The sequence below is a fragment of the Nocardia sp. NPDC052566 genome, from assembly GCF_044547285.1.
In the GTDB taxonomy this organism is placed as follows: domain Bacteria; phylum Actinomycetota; class Actinomycetes; order Mycobacteriales; family Mycobacteriaceae; genus Nocardia.
The window spans coordinates 1,123,402-1,145,637 of record NZ_JBIUAF010000001.1 but is presented as its reverse complement, the minus strand read 5'-3'; the positions used below and the strand labels follow the sequence as shown (position 1 = coordinate 1,145,637).

General features: G+C 66.4%; 22 protein-coding genes. 12 read left to right on the top strand and 10 right to left on the bottom strand.

The features are described from left to right. Nucleotides 1-83: 83 nt before the first annotated feature. From ACIG5A_RS04625 to ACIG5A_RS04615, 3 genes are read right to left on the bottom strand one after another with little or no spacing between them, the layout of a single operon-like run. Entirely contained in the window at nt 84-794 is a 711-nt protein-coding gene (locus ACIG5A_RS04625) for an HAD family hydrolase (protein WP_397237689.1), read from the bottom strand. Between the two features lie 12 nt (nt 795-806). Further along, nucleotides 807-1,313 (bottom strand): flavin reductase family protein, encoded by a 507-nt coding sequence (locus ACIG5A_RS04620; protein ID WP_397237685.1) that lies wholly within the window; start codon nt 1,311-1,313, stop codon nt 807-809. 24 nt (nt 1,314-1,337) lie between these two features. Continuing rightward, on the bottom strand, nt 1,338-1,802 hold the full coding sequence (locus tag ACIG5A_RS04615) for a nuclear transport factor 2 family protein (RefSeq protein WP_397237683.1): 465 nt from the start codon (nt 1,800-1,802) through the stop codon (nt 1,338-1,340). A 280-nt stretch (nt 1,803-2,082) separates the two neighbouring features. Between ACIG5A_RS04615 and ACIG5A_RS04610 the strand changes: the two genes are divergently transcribed. Beyond that, on the top strand, nt 2,083-2,523 hold the full coding sequence (locus ACIG5A_RS04610; RefSeq protein ID WP_397237681.1) for a transcriptional regulator: 441 nt from the start codon (nt 2,083-2,085) through the stop codon (nt 2,521-2,523). Here the strand turns inward: ACIG5A_RS04610 and ACIG5A_RS04605 are convergent. Further along, on the bottom strand, nt 2,486-3,631 hold the full coding sequence (locus tag ACIG5A_RS04605) for a hypothetical protein (RefSeq protein ID WP_397237679.1): 1,146 nt from the start codon (nt 3,629-3,631) through the stop codon (nt 2,486-2,488). The genes ACIG5A_RS04610 and ACIG5A_RS04605 overlap by 38 nt on opposite strands. Then, nucleotides 3,628-4,113 (bottom strand): hypothetical protein, encoded by a 486-nt coding sequence (locus tag ACIG5A_RS04600; protein ID WP_397237677.1) that lies wholly within the window; start codon nt 4,111-4,113, stop codon nt 3,628-3,630. The genes ACIG5A_RS04605 and ACIG5A_RS04600 overlap by 4 nt, the downstream gene beginning before the upstream one ends. A gap of 374 nt (nt 4,114-4,487) precedes the next feature. On the opposite strand from ACIG5A_RS04600, the gene ACIG5A_RS04595 reads away from it, so the two are divergent. Both ACIG5A_RS04595 and ACIG5A_RS04590 read left to right on the top strand, forming a co-directional pair. Continuing rightward, nucleotides 4,488-5,324: a helix-turn-helix transcriptional regulator gene (locus tag ACIG5A_RS04595; RefSeq protein ID WP_397237675.1), complete on the top strand. Its 837-nt coding sequence runs from the start codon at nt 4,488-4,490 to the stop codon at nt 5,322-5,324. Between the two features lie 11 nt (nt 5,325-5,335). Then, complete coding sequence (locus ACIG5A_RS04590; RefSeq protein WP_397237673.1) at nt 5,336-5,992, top strand: NADPH-dependent F420 reductase; 657 nt, start codon at nt 5,336-5,338, stop codon at nt 5,990-5,992. Between the two features lie 61 nt (nt 5,993-6,053). On the opposite strand, the gene ACIG5A_RS04585 is transcribed toward ACIG5A_RS04590, so the two are convergent. Then, on the bottom strand, nt 6,054-6,386 hold the full coding sequence (locus tag ACIG5A_RS04585) for an ArsR/SmtB family transcription factor (protein WP_397237671.1): 333 nt from the start codon (nt 6,384-6,386) through the stop codon (nt 6,054-6,056). 198 nt (nt 6,387-6,584) lie between these two features. Here ACIG5A_RS04585 and ACIG5A_RS04580 point away from each other — a divergent pair, with 198 nt between their 5' ends. Continuing rightward, the gene (locus ACIG5A_RS04580; protein ID WP_397237669.1) at nt 6,585-8,012 is read left to right on the top strand and encodes an MFS transporter; all 1,428 of its coding nucleotides are present in this window, start codon (nt 6,585-6,587) and stop codon (nt 8,010-8,012) included. 62 nt (nt 8,013-8,074) lie between these two features. Here ACIG5A_RS04580 and ACIG5A_RS04575 read toward each other — a convergent pair whose 3' ends face one another. Then, nucleotides 8,075-9,226 (bottom strand): LLM class flavin-dependent oxidoreductase, encoded by a 1,152-nt coding sequence (locus ACIG5A_RS04575; protein WP_397237667.1) that lies wholly within the window; start codon nt 9,224-9,226, stop codon nt 8,075-8,077. Nucleotides 9,227-9,383: 157 nt separating this feature from the next. Further along, complete coding sequence (locus ACIG5A_RS04570; RefSeq protein WP_397237665.1) at nt 9,384-10,139, bottom strand: helix-turn-helix domain-containing protein; 756 nt, start codon at nt 10,137-10,139, stop codon at nt 9,384-9,386. Between the two features lie 197 nt (nt 10,140-10,336). Here ACIG5A_RS04570 and ACIG5A_RS04565 point away from each other — a divergent pair, with 197 nt between their 5' ends. Continuing rightward, nucleotides 10,337-11,470: a serine hydrolase domain-containing protein gene (locus ACIG5A_RS04565; protein WP_397237663.1), complete on the top strand. Its 1,134-nt coding sequence runs from the start codon at nt 10,337-10,339 to the stop codon at nt 11,468-11,470. A gap of 257 nt (nt 11,471-11,727) precedes the next feature. On the opposite strand, the gene ACIG5A_RS04560 is transcribed toward ACIG5A_RS04565, so the two are convergent. After that, nucleotides 11,728-13,281 carry an acyl-CoA carboxylase subunit beta gene (locus ACIG5A_RS04560; RefSeq protein ID WP_397237661.1) on the bottom strand — a complete coding sequence of 518 codons (1,554 nt, stop codon included), beginning with the start codon at nt 13,279-13,281 and terminating at the stop codon, nt 11,728-11,730. 275 nt (nt 13,282-13,556) lie between these two features. On the opposite strand from ACIG5A_RS04560, the gene ACIG5A_RS04555 reads away from it, so the two are divergent. Beyond that, nucleotides 13,557-14,126 (top strand): hypothetical protein, encoded by a 570-nt coding sequence (locus ACIG5A_RS04555; protein WP_397237659.1) that lies wholly within the window; start codon nt 13,557-13,559, stop codon nt 14,124-14,126. A 74-nt stretch (nt 14,127-14,200) separates the two neighbouring features. Next, on the top strand, nt 14,201-14,401 hold the full coding sequence (locus ACIG5A_RS04550; RefSeq protein WP_397237657.1) for a hypothetical protein: 201 nt from the start codon (nt 14,201-14,203) through the stop codon (nt 14,399-14,401). Nucleotides 14,402-14,747: 346 nt separating this feature from the next. Here the strand turns inward: ACIG5A_RS04550 and ACIG5A_RS04545 are convergent, their stop codons facing one another. Next, nucleotides 14,748-14,975: a hypothetical protein gene (locus ACIG5A_RS04545; RefSeq protein WP_397237655.1), complete on the bottom strand. Its 228-nt coding sequence runs from the start codon at nt 14,973-14,975 to the stop codon at nt 14,748-14,750. 55 nt (nt 14,976-15,030) lie between these two features. Here ACIG5A_RS04545 and ACIG5A_RS04540 point away from each other — a divergent pair, with 55 nt between their 5' ends. From ACIG5A_RS04540 to ACIG5A_RS04520, 5 genes are all read left to right on the top strand, one after another. Continuing rightward, nucleotides 15,031-15,198: a hypothetical protein gene (locus ACIG5A_RS04540; protein WP_397237653.1), complete on the top strand. Its 168-nt coding sequence runs from the start codon at nt 15,031-15,033 to the stop codon at nt 15,196-15,198. Further along, nucleotides 15,195-16,460: a DUF222 domain-containing protein gene (locus tag ACIG5A_RS04535; protein WP_397237651.1), complete on the top strand. Its 1,266-nt coding sequence runs from the start codon at nt 15,195-15,197 to the stop codon at nt 16,458-16,460. The genes ACIG5A_RS04540 and ACIG5A_RS04535 overlap by 4 nt, the downstream gene beginning before the upstream one ends. A 347-nt stretch (nt 16,461-16,807) precedes the next feature. Continuing rightward, nucleotides 16,808-18,214: a M14 family zinc carboxypeptidase gene (locus ACIG5A_RS04530; RefSeq protein ID WP_397237649.1), complete on the top strand. Its 1,407-nt coding sequence runs from the start codon at nt 16,808-16,810 to the stop codon at nt 18,212-18,214. Nucleotides 18,215-18,408: 194 nt separating this feature from the next. Beyond that, nucleotides 18,409-19,698, top strand: a complete 1,290-nt coding sequence (locus tag ACIG5A_RS04525; RefSeq protein WP_397237647.1) for an SMI1/KNR4 family protein — start codon at nt 18,409-18,411, stop codon at nt 19,696-19,698. A gap of 301 nt (nt 19,699-19,999) precedes the next feature. Further along, the gene (locus tag ACIG5A_RS04520) at nt 20,000-22,117 is read left to right on the top strand and encodes a hypothetical protein (RefSeq protein WP_397237645.1); all 2,118 of its coding nucleotides are present in this window, start codon (nt 20,000-20,002) and stop codon (nt 22,115-22,117) included. Nucleotides 22,118-22,236 lie beyond the last annotated feature (119 nt).

Below are 22,236 nucleotides of genomic sequence, written 5' to 3'. Positions count from 1 at the left end.
TTCCGGCACGCACCGCAGGTCGTCCTCGATCGGCAGTCCGCCGCGGGACACAACACCAGCCTCTGCTACTCGGCTCGCGCATTTCACTTGCGCTCGTTGGCCTTTGCGGCCGAATGCCTGGCGTCGAGCGCGGCGAACCCGGCCGAGGGCGCCAATCGGCGCCAGCCGAGGCGAGCGGCATGGCCGGCCAGCAGCGGATCGTCGCCGACCACAACGGGATTGCCGACGGCCGCGAGCAGCTGAAGGTCGGATTCGTGGTCGCCGTAGGCCCAGCAGGCGTCGAGCGCGGCGGACTCGGCCTCGGTGAATTCCTGCGCGGCAACGGCTTTCGCCGCCCCGATCATGGGCCGGTCGATCTCTCCGGTGAACCGGCCGCCCGCGTGTTCGGGAGTCGCGCTCAGCACCGCGTCCACGCCGAGCGCGTCCGCGATCGGCGCGAGGCACGCGGGAAACGATCCGGAGACCAGGACGGTCCGATGCCCGGCGCGCCGGTGCCGTGCGAGCGCGCCGACGCTCGCCGGATGGTAGAAGCCGGGCCGATCGCGCTCACCGGCGAACCATCGGCGGCCCGCTTCGCGCACGGCCGCCGTCTCCTCCCCCGCGAGCGCGCGGAACAAGACCCGGTTCAGCTCCTCTCGCGGAACTCCGTCCGCGGTGGCCGCGGCGAGGCGGGTGCGCACATCCCGATAGCGCTCGGACGTGCCCGCGGCGGTGAAGTACGACTCGAGGAACCGGTACATGCTCGCGACGCTGATCAGCGTCTGATCGACATCGAAGAACGCGACTATCGCCATGGGGCCGCGCCGTCACGACGCGCGGCCGGACAGGCGGGCGTAACCGCCGCGGAAGAACACCAGCGGATGATGATCGTCGGTCGCGGCCAGGTCGAGCACGCGGGCCAGGACGAAAACATGGTCGCCCGCGTCGGTGACGCTGGCGACCTCGCAGTCGATCCACGCGGCAACGCCGTCGAGCACCGGCGCACCGGTCGCGCTCGGGCGCCAGCGCAGGTGGGTGAACTTCGCGCCGCCGCTGCGCGCGAACACCGCCGATACCTCGTCCTGGTGTTCGGCGAGGATGTTCGCCACGAAGCGTCCGGTGCGTTCGATGCGCGGCCAGCTTGTCGAGGTCTTACTCGGGAAGAAGCCGATCATCGGCGGGTCGAGCGATACCGAGCAGAAGGAGCCGACGGTCAGGCCGACCGGCTCGTCCTCGTACAGCGCCGAGACCACGACCACGCCGGTCGGCAGGTGGCCGAGCACTCGGCGGAATCGGTCCGGTTCGACGGCGGGCGGTCGCAGACTGGTCACCATTCACCTCTTCTGGAGCGGGAGTTGTCATCCGGCGGATTCGCGGGCCAGGTCTCTGATATGCCGGTTGCCGTCCGCCCAGCGCATGATCATCGTCAATGCGCTGATGCGCCACCGCCCCGATTCGCGCACCAGGCGATAGTGGTATTCACCACCCAATCGCCACAGCGGTCCGCCGTGCGGATTCGGAAGATATTGCGTTGCTTGATACATCGCGGTGGCCGACGCGGTGTCGCCGTGCACCTCGACCAGCTGATTGGAGATCATGTGCTGGGTCGCGGTCAAGCCCTCTCTGTTGCGCCGCCACGCCTGAATGATCTGATCGCGCGAAATGGTTTCGGCCGGTTGCCCGGTGAGGCTGCGGTAATCGAGAAGAACCTCGTCGGTGAACAATTCCGTCATGTCGTCCCAAGCGCACGTATCCAGGTACCAGCCGACGCGACGGCAGATATCGGAAATCTCGGCGCGGTCGTGCAGATATTGATCGGTCACATGATCCAACGTAAGACAGATATCGCGCAGTCGAGTAAGCGAATTTGTTCCTGTTGTCACGAAGCTAGGAGTGCCACCACCACCCTTCGGCACGGCGGTGTGACGGAGTCGATCGCGGCCGTGCCGAGTATTATCGCGAGGATGCCACGGCGCCCGCCGAACGGATGCGGCACAGCGCATTCGGCGACGGTTGCCGTAGTATCACTACTCGGGTGTCGGGCAGGTGCGCGAGCGTCCGCCCGGTACGGGCCGCCGATCGACGGTGGAGGATAAAGGGATCATGACGAGGTCATCTGCCGAACTCTTCGCGGACAAACTCAATCTCCTGCTCGACCGCAGCGCGGCCAGGTCCGGCGTTGCCATGTCGCTGTCCCAGTTCGTCACCGACCTGGAAAACAAGACCGGTGTGACGATCAGCAAGGCGTATCTCGCGGCACTGCGCAAGGGACAGGCGCCGGAACCTCGCCTGGATGTGGTGCGCGGTCTGGCCGAGTACTTCAATGTCGGCCCCTCGTTCTTCTTCGACCAGGAACCGGCGGACGCGGATTCGGTATCCGACGAGATGATGCACGCGATGAAACGCGCGGGCGTGCGCCGGATCGGCTTACGTGCCGCGGATTTGAGTGATCAATCGCTCAGTCATATCATTTCGATCATCGACAACATTCGCGCGCTCGAGGGGCTCACCCCGGTCGGTGATGAGGATGAGGATGCTCGGTGAGCAGCCGAATCAATTCATCGGCCCGCTCCCCCCTGGTGAGATACTTTCCGCGGATCGTCAGCCGATAGCGCTCGGCTACGTGGAGTAGCCAGTCGCGATCGACGCAGAAATCGTCGTAGGCGTCCGCGAACTGCGCGGTGTCCTGACCACCCGTGGCGGCCACCGCGACCCGGCCCGTGGTGCGGCGGGCCATGGTGGCGCAATCGGACAGGAACACCACGCATTCGAGCAGCTGCAACGCCGCGCGCTGCGGCGTGTACAGGCGAGGGATCCGGGGAATGGTCTTGGTCGATATCTGCGGAAACGTTCGCGCGCACACCTTCGCCAGCGGCGCGAGCGCGGCGCAGTTCCTGATATTCGCCAGATACGTGCCGAGCAGCGCCAATTCACGCGGCAGGGCGACACCGGAGGCGTACAGCACCGCACCCACCGCGTTGGCGCAGGCCGGGAGGGAATTCCAGCGTGCCGGGTCGGCGAGCCCGAACCACGAGGCCAGCGTGAGACGGCCGATCGCGTAGACGGCGATCCCGATCGATCCCGCGACCACCATGTACACCGCGAATCTGCTGGTGTGCCTGCGGAGGTGACGCAGCTGCGATACGCAGATCGCGATGATCAGCACCTTCGACGCCAGCATGCAGGTGGCGAAAACGACGATGTACAGATCCCCCGCGGGCGAGCCGCGGATGTACAGGATGTAATTCGCGCCATAGGGATTCGAATACAGGTGCGTGAACAGCCCGACGAGCGTCACGGCGCCTGCCACGAACGGGGCCGCGAGCAGCGTGTACTGCCGCGAGCTCAGCGGGCCCGCGGTACGCCAGCTCACGACGACGAGCACGGTGGTGTAGTTCCACGCCAGCGCGAGCAGGTGGGTGCCGAGCGCCGCGAGGTGCCCGAGGCCGACCAGGTGCTTGGTGGACGAGGCGTAGACGATCGCGACCATCTCGTAGAACGGCAGGCCGATGAGCAGCGTCGACATGACGAGCAGGTTGCTGTCGCGCTGCGCCGACGACCGGTGCAGCACCCGCAGCAGGGCGATCGCGAAAAAGGCGGCGACGGACTGATACCCGAAGAAGAAGGTCCGATCCGTTGCCCCGGAGATCACGGCCGATAGCCCAGGCTCAATGCCAGCCGCCGGGCGGAATCGGACTCGAGCGAGCCACATCGTCGGAGTTGCTGTTTGTGCAGTTCGCAGCGCAGAAGTCGGGCGAACAGCTCGGCCTCGTGCTCGATTTCGGCGTCCGCCGACTGGCGGCACAGCACCGCGCCGCGGTGCATGACGTCCGGCGCCGGTTCGATATCGCCGGGAAACGTGCCGCGGTGCCCGAGCAGGATGTGGCCGAGTTCGTGTTCGATGATGTGGCCGCGGTGGGCCGGTGTCGCGTATCGGTCGACGAGGATCAGGTCATGGGTAGGCAGGTCGACCCAGAGCCCGAAGACCAGGGTCTCCGACAGGTCGACGGCGCGAATCTTGATGGCGCGCCCGCGCGCGTGCTCGGCCGACTCGATACAGCGATCGAGGGTAACCGTGTCATTGCCCGCACTGTCGGCGATGGCCGTCCGAAGCGCGCAACGCATTCTTTCCATCTGCCGGCGTGTCTTCCGCCGAGAGCTCACTCCCAAGGAATCCCCCTCCACCAAGTGGAACCTGTAAACGAGGCTAACAGTCCGGGCGAGGGGGCGCACCTCGTCGAAAGGGGTTGCGGCGCCGCCGGTTCACGACATTGCGGGCATGTTTCCCCAGAGTGTGGCGTGCGCCACATCGCCTTGAGCGGTCACCGTCACCCCCGTAGCGTCTTCGCTAGAAGACGATCTGTGTTCATACGTGTACGACGATGATGTCGAACGTGCGGCCCACATTCACCCAACTCGGCAACGGGGAGGCAATCCACGGATTGCCGTCCGGCTCTCGGCGTTCGCTCCCCGCTCTTGGCTTGCCCAGTGTTGGCAGGAGATGAATCATGAAGTCTTACAAAGGGATCGACGACGTCACCGGGCCCGAGATCGGCGGGCGGCGCGCGGCCCTTCGCCACTTTCTGCGCTCGCGACGCGGCCGCCTCACCCCCGATGCGGTCGGGCTCGTGGCGGGCGGGCGCAGGCACACACCCGGGCTCCGCCGCGAAGAGGTCGCCGTGCTGGCCGGCGTCAGCGCCTCCTGGTACACCTGGCTCGAACAGGGCAGGGACATCAAGGTTTCCGACGGCGTGCTCGACGCGATCAGCGCCGCACTCAAACTCGACGATATCGAGCGTGCGCACCTGTACCTGCTGGCGGGCGTCAACCCTCCCCCGCTCGACCAGCGGATCAGCCCGGAAGAAGTCGGCAGGCTCCGCCTCGTCGTCGAAGGATGGCCGCACGCACCGGCGTTCGTGGTCGACCGCTACTGGAACACGCTGCTGAGCAATACCCGCGCGAGCGAGGTACTCGGCGTCCGCGACCGTGATTACAACTACCTGTGGTCCTTCTTCACCGACGCGACGAACCGGCGGCGCTATCCGCGCTGGCACGACGACGCGCGCAGGCTCGTCGGCCAATTCCGGGTCCAGGCCGCGCGATTCCCGAACGACCCGGCGTTCGAGCGCATGACCGAACGCCTGTGCACGGAGAGCCAGCATTTCGAGCGGCTGTGGGCGCGGCACGACACCGTGGACTCGACGGCCGTGACGGTCGAGTTGCGCGGGGACTCGAGTTCGGGGCTGCGATTCGAACACATCACCCTCGGACTGAGCCAGCGTGCCGAGCCGCGACTGATGCTCTTCATCCCCCGAGTCGACGACGAATTGTCCATCACCGCATGAAGGAGTCTCGCATGACCAGTTCGACCACGCACCAGATCGGCATCCTCGGCGCCGGCAAACTGGGGCAGCCGATCGGCAGGCACTGGGCGATCGCCGGCCACTCGGTGATCCTCGGTTCCCGCAGTCCGCGAACCCTCGCCCCGGCCGTGGCCGACTGGGAACAGGAGGCGCGGGTCACCGACCTGGCCGAGGCCGCCGACCTGGCCGAGGTCGTGCTGCTGACCGTGCCCAATCCGGCACTCGACGAACTGCTGGCGACGGTGGGTGAGCGCCTGCGCGGAAAGATCGTCATCGATGCCACCAACCCGATCGGGCGCTCGGCGGACGGGCGCATCATCTCCGTACTGCGCCCCGGCCTCACCCAGGGCAGGCGGACCGCCGAAGCACTGCCGGACAGCCGGGTGGTGCGCGCGTTCACGCACGTGATGTACGAACTGCTGTGGTCGCGCGGCACCCAGCAGCGCGCGGCCTGGGGCATGGCGCTCGCCGGAGACGACGAGCAGGCCAAAGACACTGTCGCGCAGCTGATTTCCGACACCGGATTCACACCGGTCGATATCGGCGGCCTGGACGACTCGGCCGCGCTCGAGCCGGGCGGCGCACTGTTCCCGAGGATGTTCGCACCGGCCGACCTGCGGGTGGCCGCCGGGCTCGCCACCTCGGTATAACCCGATACCGCACGGCTGCCGCGCATACGGTTTCGGCGTATCGCGCGGCAGCCGTGCGCGGTCAGCCCTCGCGTTGCGCCGCGTCCACAATCGCGGCGAGCAAGCCCGGTACGGCCGCTTCCAGGTCGTCGCGGCGCAGGGTGTTCATCTTCACCGTGCCCTCGTAGTGCTGGTGGATGATGCCCGCCTGCCTGAGCACCTTGAAGTGATGGGTCCGCGTCGAGTACGTGACGTGGATGTCGAACGCGCCGCACGCGACCTGCTGGTCCGCGGCGGCGAGCTGGCGAACGATACTGCGCCGCACCGGATCGGTCAGCGCTTCGAGCACCGCCTGCAGCGTGATGTCCGCGGCGGGCAGGTGATCGGTGATGCGCTCGCTGGTCTGTGCGGCCACGGTCCGCCCTTCCTTCGTCGGTGCCGGCTTGGTTATCCCCATCATACGACCTTCATCATACTTCGATCGTCATCAAAATTTGACGGCCATCGTAATAAGGGATTCAATGGTGGTGGATTCGACGCTGCGACAGCGGAAACCGCTCAACCCGCGGCGACCCCCTGCGACCCACCCCACATCCCCACTGAGGAGAGAGCGATGCCAAGCTCGGAGTCCGACACAGTGTCATTGGTCAGCGGTAGTACCCCACCCCCACCCAACGTCCCCGCGGGCCTGACGCTCACCGCGCTGGCCACCGGGTTCGTCATGGCCGCCTTGGACGTCACCGTCGTCAACGTGGCGGGCGCCGAGATCCAGGATCACCTGCATGCCTCCCTGGGCGAGCTGACCTGGATCGTGGACGGATACGTCCTCACCTTCAGCGCGCTGCTCATGCTCGGCGGCGCGCTGGCCAATCGAGTCGGCGCCAAGACGATCTACCTGGCGGGCATGGCCGTCTTCTTCCTCGCCTCGCTCGGCTGCGCCCTCGCCCCCGACGCGGGCACCCTCATCGCCGCGCGCATCGTCCAGGGCGCCGGTGCGGCACTGTTCATGCCGAGCTCACTGTCACTGCTGGTCTTCGCCTTCCCGGAGAAGCGCCAGCGCACCAGAATGCTCGGCCTCTGGTCGGCCATCGTCGCCACCGCGGCGGGATTGGGCCCGACCGTGGGCGGCCTGCTCGTCGGCACCTTCGGCTGGCAGAGCATCTTCCTGATCAATCTGCCGATCGGCATCATCGGCATCCTGCTGACCCGCAGGTACATCACCCCCGTCGCCGGACGCGATATCGCGATCGCCGTGCCGGGGCACGCGCTGTGGATCCTCGCGCTCGCCGCGTTGAGTTTCGCACTGATCCAGGGACCGCGCCTCGGCTGGGGCGCGGGGCCGATGCTCGCGGCCTACGCCGTGCTTGTGCTCGCGGCCGGTCTGCTCGTGGCATACGAGCGCAGGGCCGAGGAACTCGTCATGCCGTGGGAGTTGTTCCGCCGCACCAGCTTCACCGGCGCCAACCTCGTCGGGTTCCTGTTCAACCTGGCGCTGTACGGGAGCATGTTCATGCTCGCGCTGTACCTGCAGAACGCCCGCGGCGCGAGCGCGTTCCAGGCCGGGCTCGCGCTGTTGCCGATGACGATCTGGTTCCCGCTCGGCAATCTCGTCTACGCGCGCATCTCCGCCAGATTCTCCAACGGCGCGCTGCTGACCCTGTTCCTGACGATCGCCGCCGTCGCCTCGCTGACGATGGTGTCGGTCTCCACGTCCACACCGTATTGGGTACTGGCACTTGCCGTTTCGATCGCCAATATCGGCGCCGGGATCATCTCCCCCGGCATGACGGCCGCACTGGTCGACGCCGCGGGCGCGGAGCACGCCAACGTCGCGGGCTCGGTGCTCAACGCCAACCGGCAGATCGGCACGCTGGTCGGCATCGCGGCGATGAGCGTCGTGCTCGGCACGATCACCGACTGGAACCGCGGACCGGCGGTGTCGTTCCTCGTGATCGGGCTCGCCTACCTCGGCGCCGCCGCCGGTGCCTGGCTGCTGATCCTGCGCCCCGAGCGCGCCGCCACGGTGGCCGCGCCCGCCTGACCGGTACGTACACCGCTGTGCGGGCCCCGAGTGAATCGGGGCCCGCACAAGGTATTTCACGATCAGGCCACGCCGGGGCGCGCCCCGTGACCGGGCAGCGTGAGCTGGGGGAACTGCTCACGATTGTCCTTGTACCACTGCGCGGACTCGGCCGGCCGGTGCGCCGAACCGGTGAAATGCGGTGCCACATACCGCGCGAGCAGATCGTAGCTGCGCTTCGTCCGCTCCAGATCGGCCCAATCCTGGGCGTACACGAGCAATGTGCCGAATCCGCCGGTCTCCTCGCGCAGTTGTTCGATGCCGGCCACACAGTCCTCGACCGAACCGACGATCGCGCTGCCCGCCTCGACCGCGGCCTCGATCGCGTTCTCCGGCGCGACGCCCGGAATGCTCACATCGAGCCCGCGCAGGTCGCCCCAGTATTCGTAGGCCCACCGCTGGTATCCCGCCCGGACCGCGTCGATCGCTTCCTTGCGGGTCTCGCCGACGAATATCGGCAAGGTGATCCGCCAGTTCGCGCGATCGATCGCCTGTCCGTGCTCGGCCGCGGCGTCCTCGTGAATCTGCCACTGCTCCTTCAGGTTCGGCGGCTTGTGCCCTGGACGCGAGACACCGAACGACACCACGCTGATCCCGTGCCGTCCCGCCAGGCGCATGCTGTTGCCCGAACCGACGCTCGCGGCGGCGATCTCCACTTTCTCCGAGCGGTACGGCGCGAACTGAAGTTTCGCGTCCTGCAGCGTGAACCACGATGTCTTCGCGTTCACCCGCTCCTCGCTGGTCAGCAGTTCCACCACCGCCTCTAGCGATTCCTCGAACCGCTGGCGCATCTCACTCCACTCGATGCCGAGCATGTGCGCATCGACCGGAATACTTCCCGCGCCGACACCGAGGATGAACCGCCCACGAGTCAGGTGATGCAGGTGAATCGCCCTGGAGGCCACCATGAACGGGTGGTGATACGGCAGGGTGATCACGCCGGACGCGAGCTTGATCTGCCTGGTCCGATCGGCCGCGGCCGCCAGGAACAGCTCGGGGATCCCGATACTGTTCCAGCCCGCCGAATGATGCTCGCCGACCCAGAATTCGTGGTAATTCAATCGATCGAGTAACTCGATCAGCTCGAGATCACGCTCGAACTGCAGCGTCGGGTCCTCGCCGAGCGGGTGGAACGGTGCCAGAAACGCGCCGAAATTCAGTCGTTCCGGATACATGACGATCCTCTCTTGTGGCGGCAAACTGATACCGGCGGCCGACACCGCGATGCGGCGATCTCCGCCACGAAACAATCGACAGCCGGAACATGAAGTGAGCCGGTGAATCTCGCCGACAAGAATTGAATATAGGACCCGCCCTGTTTTCTCCCGAGAGTCAATTTCTCCTAGTGCCAGCGCCACCAGGTTCGACCTCGGCGTCACGCGTCCGCGGGCCGGTGGCGGAGTAGACCTCGCGCCAGTGCGTGGCCGAGCGGACCAGGTCTTCGCCGACGTGGTGCAGGAACTGGCCCATCCGCTCCAGGCGGACACCGGCCGGGGTGGTCGCACCGAGTCGCCGGGCGCCGTCGCTGCAGGCCGCGGCGATCTCGGCGTCGATGCGCGAACTGGCCATGACGGCTTGGAACCACACGTCGTCGTCGATGACATAACGTTCCACGCGGCGGCGAGAGTCGCGCTCGCGCTTGATGATTCCGATGGCGTCCAGGTAGCCGACGGCCTTGGAGACGGAGGCCGGGCTCACCCGCAGGCGCCGTACGAGTTCGGCCGAGGTGAGGCTGCCGCTATCGGTGGTCAGCAGCGCGGCGAGCACGGTGGCCATCATCCGCGGCATCCCGGTCCGGACGAACAGTTCCATGCTGTGCGCGGCCACCCCCTGCACGATCCGTGGGTCGCGGCCGCCGAATTCGGCACGCCCCGTCGGCCGGGGCGCTGCGGTCTTGCTCGGTTGGGTGCTGGCCCGGTGGGCCTGGTCGGCGTGGTAGCTGCCCGGCCCGCCGTTGCGCAGCACCTCGCGGGTGATGGTCGAGGTCGGCCTGCCGATGCGGCGGCCGATCGCGGCGTAGGTCAGCCCCTCACGCAGTGCCGCCGCGATCCGCCGCCGGTCCTGCTGGGTGAGTCTTTCTCGTGGCATCCCGCTGCCCTCGCTCCTGGATATCGAAACCGGCCCGCACATTTGATCGTTGCGTTAGCGAGCAGAGCAGCGCAACGAAATACGCCCATCTACCAGCCTGATCGAGTGTTGCTTCATCAGAACATGATTGACGCAAGCGTGTACGCAACGCAACTCTCGACCTTGTCGGAACGTCCAACAGAGCAAGGGAAATCACCATGACCAACAACGAGATTCAGCGCGTACTCGACTGGGCCGTGGCCGAGGCCGGTATCCTCGGCATCGTCGCCGAGGTCCAGGACGGCGATCAGGCGTGGTTCGGTGCGGCGGGCGTCGCCGACCGCGCGACCGGCGCTCCCCGCCGCCCGGGGGAATACGCCCAGGTCGGTAGCGGCGGAAAGGCATTCATCGCCGCGGTGCTGCTCAGCCTCGAGGCCGAGGGCGCACTGAACATCGACGACTCGGTCGACACCTGGCTGCCCGGCGTGCTGAACGTCAACGGCTACGACGGCGACGCGATCACCATCAGGCACCTGCTCAGCAATACCGCGGGCCTGTTCGCCACCGGCCTCGCGCCCGAACTGGCCCGCCGATACGCCACCCGTCCCGCGTTCATCGAGCACCGCTTCGACGACTACACCACCGAGGACCTGTTCGCCCTCGCGGTGTCCCAACCGCCGATCGCGGCGCCCGGCGCGCGCTTCCTCTACGCCAACGGCGGCTTCTACCTGGCCGAGGCGATCGTCGAAAAGGTCACCGGCAACGGCTTTTCCGTGGAGGTCGAGCGCAGGGTCTTCGAGCCGCTCGGCTTGACGCACACCTACGTGCGCGGCCCCAAGGAGACGGGATTCCGCGATCCGCATCCCCGCGCGTACTCCAACCAGTTCTACAAGGACGGCACCGATCCGGCCGCGGTGACCGGAGCGAACTGGGCCTCGCTCCTCGAGGATCCCGGCCTCGAGCCGCTCGACGTCACCGAATTCGACACCTCGTGGACCCCGGGCAACATCGTGTCCACCACCGGCGACATGATCCGATTCGTCGGCGCCCTGGCACACGGCACCCTGCTGGCGCCGGTCCAGCACCACCGGATGTGGACCACGGTGACCACCGAAGGCGCCAACTGGCTGCCCCACACCCGGTACGGGCTCGGGCTTTTCGAGTTCGACAAGGCAGCCACCGGCGGCCGGACGCTGCGCGGCGTGGGCGGCAGCTACTGGGGAACGATGTTCTTCACGGTGAGCGCCGCCGACACCGAGCACACCATCTCCGTCCACACCAACACCGAATTCAAATCCTGGGAGGTCCTCAGCAGGATCTACGAAGCAGGGTTCGGGGTGAACCTCGGCTGACGAAAGCGCCGGGCGGCCCAGGACCTAGGTGCTGAACAAACCGCGTGCAGGGGACCTTTGGGCTGAGGAATTGAAAAAGCAGGCGATAGAATGCCGATCGGCGGGTCGCTCGGGCAGCGTGCGGCATTCGATACCACCGATCCAGTGGTATCGATCTGCGTGTACGGCGACCCGGTGTGCGACGGCAAGGATCTGTTCGGGCAGGACGGCAAGTTCAAACCGACCGACAACCCGATCGCCCAATCGGGCGCCAAGACTCACATCGGGTACACCGCGTGCTTGCGCGGATTGAATTCCGGTTTGGCCGGCGGCTTGTCGCGCAGCAGGCGCAGCGCGTGCCGGATCTCGAGGCGGGTGCGCGCGGGTTCGATGACGGCGTCGATGTAGCCGCGTTCGGCGGCGATCCACGGGGTCGCGATCGTCTCGTTGTAGTGGTTGACCATGAACTCGCGCGCGGCCGCCCGCTGCTCCGGCGGCAGCGCGGCCAGCTGCCGCTTGCCGACGAGATCGACCGCGCTTTCCGCGCCGATCACCGCGATTCGGGCCGTCGGCCAGGCGAAACTGATATCGGCGCCGACCTGGCGGGCCGCCATCATGCCGTACGCGCCGCCGTAGGACTTGCGCACCACCAGGTTGATGATCGGCACCGTGGCCTCGATGATCGCCCGCGGGACCCGGCCGCCGCGGATGATCACGCCATTGGCCTCCTGCTCGAGACCCGGCAGCACGCCGGGGGTGTCGACGACGAACACCAGCGGAATATTGAACGCGTCGCACAGCCGGATGAAGTAGGTCGACTTGTCGGAGCAGGCGGCGTCGATGGAACCGCCGAGTACCAGCGGCTGATTGGCGATCACGCCGACAGGGACACCGTCGACCCGCGCGAATCCGGTGATCAGGTTCGGCGCGAAAGCCGCACGGATCTCGTGGAATTCACCGTCGTCGAAGATCCGAAGCAGGATCTCGTGCATGTCGTATCCGGTGCGATCGGAATCCGGGATGATCGCGTCGAGTTCCCGGTCGCTCGCCGTGATCTCCTGTTCCAGACCGGGATTCACGATCGGCGGTTGCTCCAGGCAGCTCGTCGGCATGTAGCTCAGGTACTGGCGGGCCCACTCGTAGGCTTCCTGCTCGGTGTCCGCCACGTGATGCAGGGTGCCGCGTTCGGCCTGGACCGCGGCGCCGCCGAGGTCCTCGGCCGTGATGTCCTCGCCGTTCACGGCTTTGATCACTTCCGGACCGGTGACGAACATGTAGGAATCCCGCGTGCCGATGAGCACGTCGGTATTGATGGGCCCGTATACCGAACCCGCGGCGCATTTGCCGAGAATGATCGACACCTGCGGCACATAGCCGGACAGCTTCTCCAGCACCCGGGAAATATCGCCGAACGAAGCGATCGAACCCACCGCGTCCTGGATACGCGCACCGCCGGAATCGTTGATCGTCACCACCGGGCACGCGTTGTCGAACGCGAACTGCAACGCGCGCATGAACTTTCGGGCGGAGGTGATACCGACCGACCCGCCGTACACGGTCTGATCGTGGGCGACAACGACCACCGGACGGCCGCCGATCAGGCCGCGGCCGGTGACGAGCCCGTCACCATAGAGGGCATCCGGTTGGCCGGGCTGCCGAGCCAGCGCGCCGGTCTCGATGAACGTTCCGTCGTCGAGCAGCATGCGCAGCCGCTCACGGACGCTCGGAATCCCCTTCTTCGCCCGCTTGGCGATACCGGCCTCACCTGCCGGTTCCTCGGCGATCGCCAGGATCTCGACCAGCTCGTCCAACTTCGTCCGGGTTGCCACCACGCTCCGCGCTACCTTCCTCACCAACTGACATGCCCCCGCGACGTTAAGGGTTGCGGACCCGAGAACGGCCCCTCCACCGCCAGATGCGTGACAGGTCACACTCCGAACCCGGTCCGCATGGCATGCGCAACAGCCCGGCCCGTGTTCCCGCGCTTCGCGAATACGACCATGCGCCAACGACAATGGTGTGGTCCGTTGAGCGGATCGCCATGCTGTTCCCCGGATCGGCCCATGCGACGATACGGCCGTCGTGGTTCAGTGTGTGGAGGTGTCGGGTGAAGCGGTCGATCAGGCTGGCGCTCGGATGTTGTGCGATGCTCGTGCTCGCCGGCTGCGGCGGTCCCGGACCGACTGCGACATCAGCGCCGAAACCGGCCAAGCCGCAGTGTGATTCGGCGTACATGGGTCGCGGATACGGTTCCGAAATCGGTCTGTCGACGGCTACGCGCAACGTCTACGCCATCACCTTGTACACGGTGCCGGGTCAGCCCGAATGCACGATGTCGGGCTATCTCGAAGTCGAAATCACTCTCAAAGGCGGCAAATACCTGCGTGCCACACCAACCCTGCGCGGTCCCGCAGGCGGTTTACCCGCAAACGACGACAGACTACCGGTGGTCGACGTCATCTCGACCGAGGAGCCCGTCAACGGCGTCAAACGACGCTCCGCCGTCGCCCTCCTGGAGGGCCCCAGCGTGGACAGCCTAGGCAGACCATGCCCAACCTCCACCGAAATCAGCTTCAAACTCCCGAACTGGAAAGAGCCCTACGTCTCACAAACCGAGATCGCAACGTTCACCCTCTGCGCCATGGAGATCCACCCCCTGACCGCCCGTGCCGAGTAGATTCCGCACCATCGCGCCCCTGGCCGACACGTCAACGCCCAAGCGGCACAAGGCAAGAGGATGGTGGACCAAGAGTGAAGAGGGACAACGGCTTCGACCCACACACCCGGTCGTTGATATCCGCCAACGAACGCAACTGGGATGCACGAACCCCGATCCACGCCGCATCGCAGTTCTACGGAGCAGACGGCAGCATCCCCGCCGAGTGGTGGTTCGCGCACTTCGAATGGGATGACCTCGGCGCGTTGACCGGCCGCGACCTCGTCCCGCCCTGACCTCGCTGGGCCCGAAACCGGATCCGGACCAACAAGAACTCTTGCTACGAGAGGACTATCTCGAGGGCCGCGGCCCGATCCAACACAACAGCATCCACACCTATACCGACGGACCTGCCCTGCCAGCCGACACGACTCCCGTATACGAATGGGCCCACGGACTCGGCCAGGTCGTCACCGCTCTCGCAGACGCCGGTCTGTCCATAACCCGCCTACGGGAAACCGAACTCCTCCCCTGGCCACGTTTCGAACGCATGATCCGCGACAAGAAAACCGGATGGTGGCGCCTACCACCTTCCGACGCCCGCGTCCCCCTCCTGTACGCCCTAGCCGCAACCAAAACGAACTACGTCGCGTAGCTGATCCCGAACCACGAACCGCCGGAGACGTCAGCCTCCCAACGGAATCCGAGACGCTCGAGGTTCGGTCCCGGATGAGTGCCGAGGCGGGCAGTGTGCGCGGTGCCGGCTATGGCGAGCGGAATGTGTTTGCCCGCGTCGCGATGTGAAAAGGTGCAGTTCAGATGGGGTTTTTGCTGGACTAGGCCGGTAGGGTTTCGATAGAATTCGTTCATGTGTTCGAGCGATCCGGCTGATCTTCAACGGGGTATCGCCCCGTTGAACACGGCCATGACCGGACTGCTCGACCGGGATCTGACACCACTGTCCGATGATGACGTGGTCGCGATGGTGCGCGAGCTCGAACAACACAAGCGGATGGCCGTCGCGCTGGAACACCGCCTGTATGTGGAGGTTTCGGATCGCTCGATCCCCGGCGCACCGGCGCGGGAACGTTGAAGCGGTTCCTGATCGAAACCCTGCGCCTGTCCCACACCGAAGCCGCAGCCCGGGTCGCGGCGACCACCCAATTGGGGTCGTTCCACACCATGCACGGCGAACCGATCGAACCCCGCATGCCCGCCACCGCCACCGCGCAAACCGAAGGCGAGATCTCACCAGAGCATGCACGAGTGATCCACAAAGTGTTGAACCGGATCCCCGGCTGCACCGACAACCCCGAATACGAAGCGGCCGAACAGATCCTGGCCACCGCGGCCCGCGACCTCGAACCCGAGAAAGTAGCCCAGGTCGGCGAGAAAATCCTGGCCTACCTCGACCCCGACGGGCAGAAAACCGATCACACCGACCGGCAACGCCGCCGCGAGCTCACCCTCGGTATCCAACACTCCGACGGCATGTCAGCCATCAAAGGCATGATCACCCCACAACTACGAGCCCTGCTCGACCCCTGCATCGCCAAACTCGGCCGCCCCGGCATGAACAACCCCGACGACCCCGAAAGCCCCCGCGGCGACAGCGAACACATCGACCCCGACCTACTCACCGCCGCCGCGAAACGCGACACCCGCACCACCGCCCAACGCACCCACGACGCGCTGCTGGCACTGCTGGCCCCCGGTGTGTCCCCCGACAACCTCGGCTCGCACCGTGGTTTGCCGGTCTCAGCGATCATCACCATGAGCATCGACCAGCTGGAAGACGCTGCTGGTGTCGCCACCACCGCCACCGGCGGCACCGTCCCCATCGAAGACGCCATCGAAATGGCCGCCACCGCGAAACCCTATCTGGCAGTACTCGACCGCACCGGGATGCCACTACACCTCGCCCAAGGCCGACGCCTGGCCTCACCCGCACAACGACTGGCATTGATCGCCGCCCTGCACGGCTGCACCCGCCCCGGATGCAGCGCACCCGCCAGCATCACCGCCGCCCACCACATCCGCGACCACGCCAAAGGCGGACCCACCACCATAGAAAACCTCACCCTCGCCTGCGACCACTGCCACGCCCTCATCCACGACGGCCCCGGCGGCTGGAAAACCATTGCACTAGGCAAGGATTCGAAATACCCAGGCCGAACCGGCTGGATCGCACCACCCCACATCGACCCCAACCAACAACCAAGGGTCAACCACCACCATCACCCAGGTGAGCTACTCGCCGAAACCCTCGCCAGAATCCACCACCGCGACGAACAAGACCGACAACAACACCGCAACTGGCTACAACGCATCCAGTCCCGACCAGACACGGCCTGACGTTGCGTTCAGTGCCGCTGCGCCCGTGGGTCCCATTGTCGCGGTGGCATATCCAGTGTGCGGCTCGGGCGGACTTTCCCACCCATTTCCCCACTCGCCGACTGGGGTTTCTCCGAGGCGACTTATCGGCTTAACCTCCCAAGTAGCGGACTGGGTCGCGACGGCCGACCACAGATAGTTTCGAGGATTCTCCCGACGGTCGCCGCCCCAGCCTTCGATGAGGACTGCACAGTATCGCGATGGCATGCGGTGGGTGGCAGTGACGCGAATGACAAGGGAAGCCAATGAACAGTTTTCGTAAGGTTCTCATATCTATTTCGGCGGTAGTCGTCGGTGGATTTTCCACGATGGTATTCAATCCGGCGCTGGCGCATGCCCAGGACGATGCTCCCTATTACTGGGACGTTTCCGTGCCGTCGAAGACCCAGATCGACATCCTCGACGGCGCGGGGATCGAAAGGGTTCCCGCGGGTCCGGGCAAGGTGACGATCGCGGTCGACGAGGCGGGCGCCAAAGCGCTGAAGGACAAGGGGTTGAACCTGACCAAGGGGGCGCCGGTGTACAAGTCGCTCCCGCAGGAACGAAAAGCGCCCGACAGCACGTACTACGGCGGCTATCACACCGCGGCGGACCTGCTCGCCCATGCCAAGGATGTCGCCGCCAAGAATCCTGGCATCGCCAAGGTGTACGACATCGGCAAATCCTGGAAGGCCACCACGGGCACCGGCGGCCACACCATGAACGTCATCTGCCTGACCGGCACCGCGAAGGGGACAACCGACGCCGAAAAGGCCGCGGCGAAAACGACACTCGCGCCGAGCGGCTGCGCACTGTCGCCCGACTCGGCCAAGCCGCGCTTCCTGCTGACCGCGCAGATCCACGCCCGCGAGCTGGCCACCGGTGAACTGGCATGGAAGTGGATCGACTACCTCGCCAGCGGCTACGGCACCGATGCCACAGTGACCTCGATCCTGGACACCACTGAGGTCTGGGTCGTCCCGGTGACCAATCCCGACGGCGTCGACGTGACGGCCAGCGGCGGCAACCGGCCCAAGATGCAGCGGAAGAATGTCGACAACAGTCAGACACCGTCGTCCTGTTCCGTCGTCGACCGGTCCGGCAACGGTCCAGGCATCGATCTGAACCGCAACTTCACCATGCGCTGGGGTGACGACTCGAACAACCCGTGTGCGCAGACCTACCAGGGTCCGCGCGCCGCCTCGGAACCGGAAACCAAGACGATCCAACAGCTTTACGCGAACCTGTTCACCAATCAGCGGCCCGCGGGCGGCGGTGACGTCCCGAAGACCGCCAAGGGTGTCGTGATCGATCTGCATTCCTACGGCAACTACGGCATCATCCCGACCGCGGCGACGCCGACGAACAGGGAGCAGTTGCGGACGCTCATCAAGAAGGTCGTACCCCGCGGATTCATCGTCGGCACCGATGAGGAGACCGTCGGATACACCACCTCGGGCACAACCGACGACCAAGCCCACGGCGCACTCGGCCTGGCCTCGTTCACCATCGAGATCGGCCCGAACGGTTCCTCGAACTGCGCGGGCTTCATGCCCCGCTACTCCTGCGTCGAGAGCACCTTCTGGCCCCAGATGAAGAGGGCCTTCACCGTCGCCGCCCAATCCGCGGGCGCACCGTACAACCAAACCCCCACCAGCCCAGCCGCTTTGGACAGCGACGCCACCGCGGACACCGAGGCAACCGTCGACACGGAGGCCAACTCGGACACTGAGTAACCGAATCACCCCACCCTGGATCCACCGGCCCGGTCCACAGCGACCGGGCCGGTGGATCCGGTGCGACCTGTCGGCGGCACCGGCTCGACGTTCTGAACCGATTCGCCCAGCCACGACGAGACCACCAGTGCCGCACCATGATCCCGGCCGAACGGATGCCGAACTTGTCGGTGGCTACTCGTAGCGTTCATGAAATGAACTGGAGACCGTGGCTGGAACTGTGGAGCGAGGAATGGATCACCGGCAGCGATCCTGGTGAGCTGGATCCCGAGGTGGTGCGGCAGCGCTGGCTCGGGTACGCCCCGGCCACCGAGGGCGACGTCGCGGCGGTCGAGGAGCGACTCGGTCTGCGGTTGCCGCCCTCGTATCGCGACTTCCTGCTCACCACCGATGGATGGCGCCATGCCGGGGTATTCGTGTGGCAGATGCGTGATACCACCAATCTGGGGTGGTTGCGTGACCTGGACCCGATCTGGGAGTCGTGGGCCGACCTGCTCACCGAGGATCCGGTCGACGCGCCGGGTACCCCGTTCAGTCGCGGGCTGCTGATCTCGCTCGCCGCCGATGCCGGGGCCCTGTTCCTCGACCCGGCCGACCGTGACGAGAACGGCGAGTGGGCCGCCTACAGCGTGTTCTCCTGGGCTGAATTTCCGCGGCGATATCCGTCGTTCACCGCACTCATGGAATCGCTGTACCAAGGCTTTCATCAAATACATCAGCCGGCGGGCAAGACCAGTGACGATTGGGATCTGGCGGTGGAACAGGCACGGGGCGAGGCTCTCTCCGGGGACATCGATAAAGCCATGGCGGCCCTGGAAAAGGCCCAGGAGTTCGGCAGGCCACGCGCTACTGTCCTCCGAGTCCAGCTCCTGATGTTCCTCACCACCTCCTCCCCCTACGAGGCCTCCCGGCTTCTTTCGCGTCTGCTACCTCCGGCGCCCGTCCCGGACGGATTCTTCACGGGTCCACTGTTCACGGAAGAGTTCCTGCCGTGCATGTTCCTGCAACACGCACATAAAGAACCCTGGTATGGCTCCGCGCTCGAAAATGCCGAGTACCTGGCGGACCGCGCGGTCACCGGGCACCGCGTAGCCCTCGACATCGCCCGGCAGCACGCAGACCAAGGGGCCGCCTCTCGGTACTCCGCGCGCCAAGTCGCCCAGACCCTCGAAAACGCCGAGAACGACGCCGGTTTCGCGATCGGTCGCACTATCGGCGAGCACCGAGCACGGGTGCAGCAGCCCGGCTATCGGCTCACCTACGGGAACCATGCCTTCGACACCGCGGTGCGGAACGCGCTCGCCGAACACCACTCGGACCCAGGGGCACTGTGGCATGCGCTCGAGGCCGCGATGACACACTGGCGGCCCCGCACACCAGATCACATCGCCCCGATCGCACTGCTCGCCGACCCCGTACTGGCGTACAGCCTCACCCCGGAGCGCGGGCGCGCGTTGCTGAGCCAACCGCGAGGCGGCCGCTGACCTCGGCCATCCGCTCTGCGCAGCGGCAGCCCTGCTGACGATGGGTCTCACGGACCCGGCCGCACAGGCGGATAGTCAGAGCTACCGCTGCCAGAACGGGACCTGTACATCAGGTACCACCGGAGCAGCGGCGAATCGACCGAGGTGTCCGTGGGGCCCGGCCCGTGGATCCGGCTTTCCACGTGCATTGTCCCGAGAGGGTGCGAGTGAGCATGCGCGTCATGGCGATTCGGTTGTCACCGGGCTCGGCTACGGTGGGCGGCGTTTCGGGTCGGGATGGGTGCACAGACGGAGTGGGTGGATGTTCGCAGGACTGGGTGAGGTCGACTGGGAATCGGCGGATTCGTATTACGGGGCGGAGAGCAATATTCCTGAACTGTTGCGCCGGGTCGCGTCGCGGGATCCGGGCGACGACAAGCGCCGCGTCGCGCTCCTGCTGCTGCGGGACCGCTTGCACCCGGACCCGGACGACTACGACTACGACCCGGACGACGATCCCGGCGATGCCCTACTGGGGTCGGTATGCATGCCGTTTCTGCTCGAATTGGCGTTGGATCCCTTGGTCGATGAGCGGTCTGAGCTGCTGAAGCTCATCGCCGACATCGCGGGTGCCGGCGCGAACGAGGAGGCGGTCGGTGCCGAACGGCGCAACCGGCAGACGGCGCGCGAGGCGATCGGCCGCGAGCTACCGAATCTGCTCGACCTTCTCGCCGACACCGGCGTGGAAGTCCGCAGAGCGGTCACTCCGGTACTCGCGGTCTGCACCGGACAGTGGCACACGGTGGTTCCCGCGCTGCGGGCGCACATCGGCATCGAACCCGATCCGATAGCCAGAATCGGCATGATGGACTGCGTCACCTCGATCGTCAGGTACTGGCCGGAGCAGGCCGATCGGCTCGGAATTCCGCGGTGGTGCGCCGAAACGCTTGCTGCCGACGAGGATCCGATCGGCCAGCTGACGGTCTTGCGCGGCATGCTGGACGCGAACTCGGCGGCACTGCCGAGCAGCGTGACAACGATCGCGGCCCGCGCCGTGCGTCGACTGGCATCGGTGGAACTGCCGGACTCGTTCTCCGCGCCTAACCTCCTGTCCACCGAGGAATGGCTGGCCGGGTTGGCGCAGGATGTGTACGTGTCGCTGGCCGTACGGCCCACAGAACAGTACGACTTCCTCCGAGATCTGTTCCACGCACCCCAGCCCGAAATACGCCGGGACGCATGCCGTCTCGCCGGGGAGAGGATTCGGCGGTGGCGCGGAGAGCACGCCGAGCTGCTCGAAGCCATCGCGGAGCAGTTGACCGATCGCGCATTGTGGCAGACCGCGGCCGAGCAACTCGGTTCGCTCGGGCCTGCCGCCACGCCCGTGCTCGACCACATCCTCGAAGCACTCAAGCGATACCCGCGGATCACCGAATGGGATGGGGAATCGCCATTCCCGCAACCACTGCCACTGCCATGGCTGTCGCTGCACACCAGGGACCCCATGCAGAACCAGCCCGGTCCGTTGCTGCGTGCCGCAGCAGGCACCGGCGATCCGCGTGCACTGCCCGCGGTCCGCTGGACACTGGAGCTCGACGAAATACCGGACCGGCTCGACCACATCCTCGAACCGCTCGGCGCGCACGCGATCGGGCTCGTGCCGCTCATCCATGCGTGCATGGTCCGGGCGCATACGAATCCGGCGGATCGTCGGCTCGATCTGCGGGCGCACCGGCTCGCCCGCGCGCTCGGGCGGATCGGTGAACCCGCCGCGGCGGCCGCGCCTGACATCGCCGCAATGCTCGCGAACGACAGGAGTGCGGGGTTGGTCGAGGTCTTGGGCCAGCTCGGCGTGGGCGCGCGTGCCACCGTCGAGGTGGTGCGTGGCTTGCTCGATCACCCTCGCCCTCGCGTCCGGGTCGATGCCGCGTTCGCGATGTGGCGGTTCACCGGCGATCCCGAACCGGCGCTGGCGCGACTGCGCCCGGCATTGGCCGCCGTGGATGAATCGGTCCGCGCCCGCGACCTACGTGTTCATGCCATCGAGCTCACCGGGCGCATGGGCTTCGCGGCCGGCGACTGTGCCCCGGCATTGCGCCACCTCATCGACCACGGCCGGGATCTGTGGACGATAACGGCCGCCGCCATCGCATTGTGGCGCGTCACGGGCGATCCGGACCCGACGGTGCCGCTGCTGCTCGATCTGAGCGCTCGTGGCCGCACCGAATCCGCGCAGGACGAACTCTCCGCCGAACGGCGACCGCACTGGCTCACCGTCGCGGCCGACTGTTTCGCGGAGATCGGCCACGCCGCCCAGCCCGCCGCACAACTCCTGACCGCCGAACTGGCCAGGACCGAGCGCCGCCACGGCACCGTCGCCGCGGATATCGAGCTGTGCCGCGCCTGTCGGCGCGCCCTCGATCGGATCTTCGCCGCCTGATCCGGGATTTTCGTCGAAACCGTTCGGCCGCGGCCGGTTTCGCCGGTTGGCGCAACGACGCCATTGCGCTGATCACCGGGTCCGCCGCGGCCCCGCGCGCCGATCTTAGTGAAGTCTTA

Bases quoted from the DNA above. Each gene is read 5' to 3' on its own strand.
- ACIG5A_RS04625 (WP_397237689.1), bottom strand. From the start codon at position 794: ATGGCGATAGTCGCGTTCTTCGATGTCGATCAGACGCTGATCAGCGTC.
- ACIG5A_RS04620 (WP_397237685.1), bottom strand. From the start codon at position 1,313: ATGGTGACCAGTCTGCGACCGCCCGCCGTCGAACCGGACCGATTCCGC.
- ACIG5A_RS04610 (WP_397237681.1), top strand. From the start codon at position 2,083: ATGACGAGGTCATCTGCCGAACTCTTCGCGGACAAACTCAATCTCCTG.
- ACIG5A_RS04600 (WP_397237677.1), bottom strand. From the start codon at position 4,113: ATGGAAAGAATGCGTTGCGCGCTTCGGACGGCCATCGCCGACAGTGCG.
- ACIG5A_RS04595 (WP_397237675.1), top strand. From the start codon at position 4,488: ATGAAGTCTTACAAAGGGATCGACGACGTCACCGGGCCCGAGATCGGC.
- ACIG5A_RS04590 (WP_397237673.1), top strand. From the start codon at position 5,336: ATGACCAGTTCGACCACGCACCAGATCGGCATCCTCGGCGCCGGCAAA.
- ACIG5A_RS04580 (WP_397237669.1), top strand. From the start codon at position 6,585: ATGCCAAGCTCGGAGTCCGACACAGTGTCATTGGTCAGCGGTAGTACC.
- ACIG5A_RS04575 (WP_397237667.1), bottom strand. From the start codon at position 9,226: ATGTATCCGGAACGACTGAATTTCGGCGCGTTTCTGGCACCGTTCCAC.
- ACIG5A_RS04570 (WP_397237665.1), bottom strand. From the start codon at position 10,139: ATGCCACGAGAAAGACTCACCCAGCAGGACCGGCGGCGGATCGCGGCG.
- ACIG5A_RS04565 (WP_397237663.1), top strand. From the start codon at position 10,337: ATGACCAACAACGAGATTCAGCGCGTACTCGACTGGGCCGTGGCCGAG.
- ACIG5A_RS04545 (WP_397237655.1), bottom strand. From the start codon at position 14,975: ATGAACGAATTCTATCGAAACCCTACCGGCCTAGTCCAGCAAAAACCC.
- ACIG5A_RS04540 (WP_397237653.1), top strand. From the start codon at position 15,031: ATGACCGGACTGCTCGACCGGGATCTGACACCACTGTCCGATGATGAC.
- ACIG5A_RS04530 (WP_397237649.1), top strand. From the start codon at position 16,808: ATGGTATTCAATCCGGCGCTGGCGCATGCCCAGGACGATGCTCCCTAT.
- ACIG5A_RS04525 (WP_397237647.1), top strand. From the start codon at position 18,409: ATGAACTGGAGACCGTGGCTGGAACTGTGGAGCGAGGAATGGATCACC.
- ACIG5A_RS04520 (WP_397237645.1), top strand. From the start codon at position 20,000: ATGTTCGCAGGACTGGGTGAGGTCGACTGGGAATCGGCGGATTCGTAT.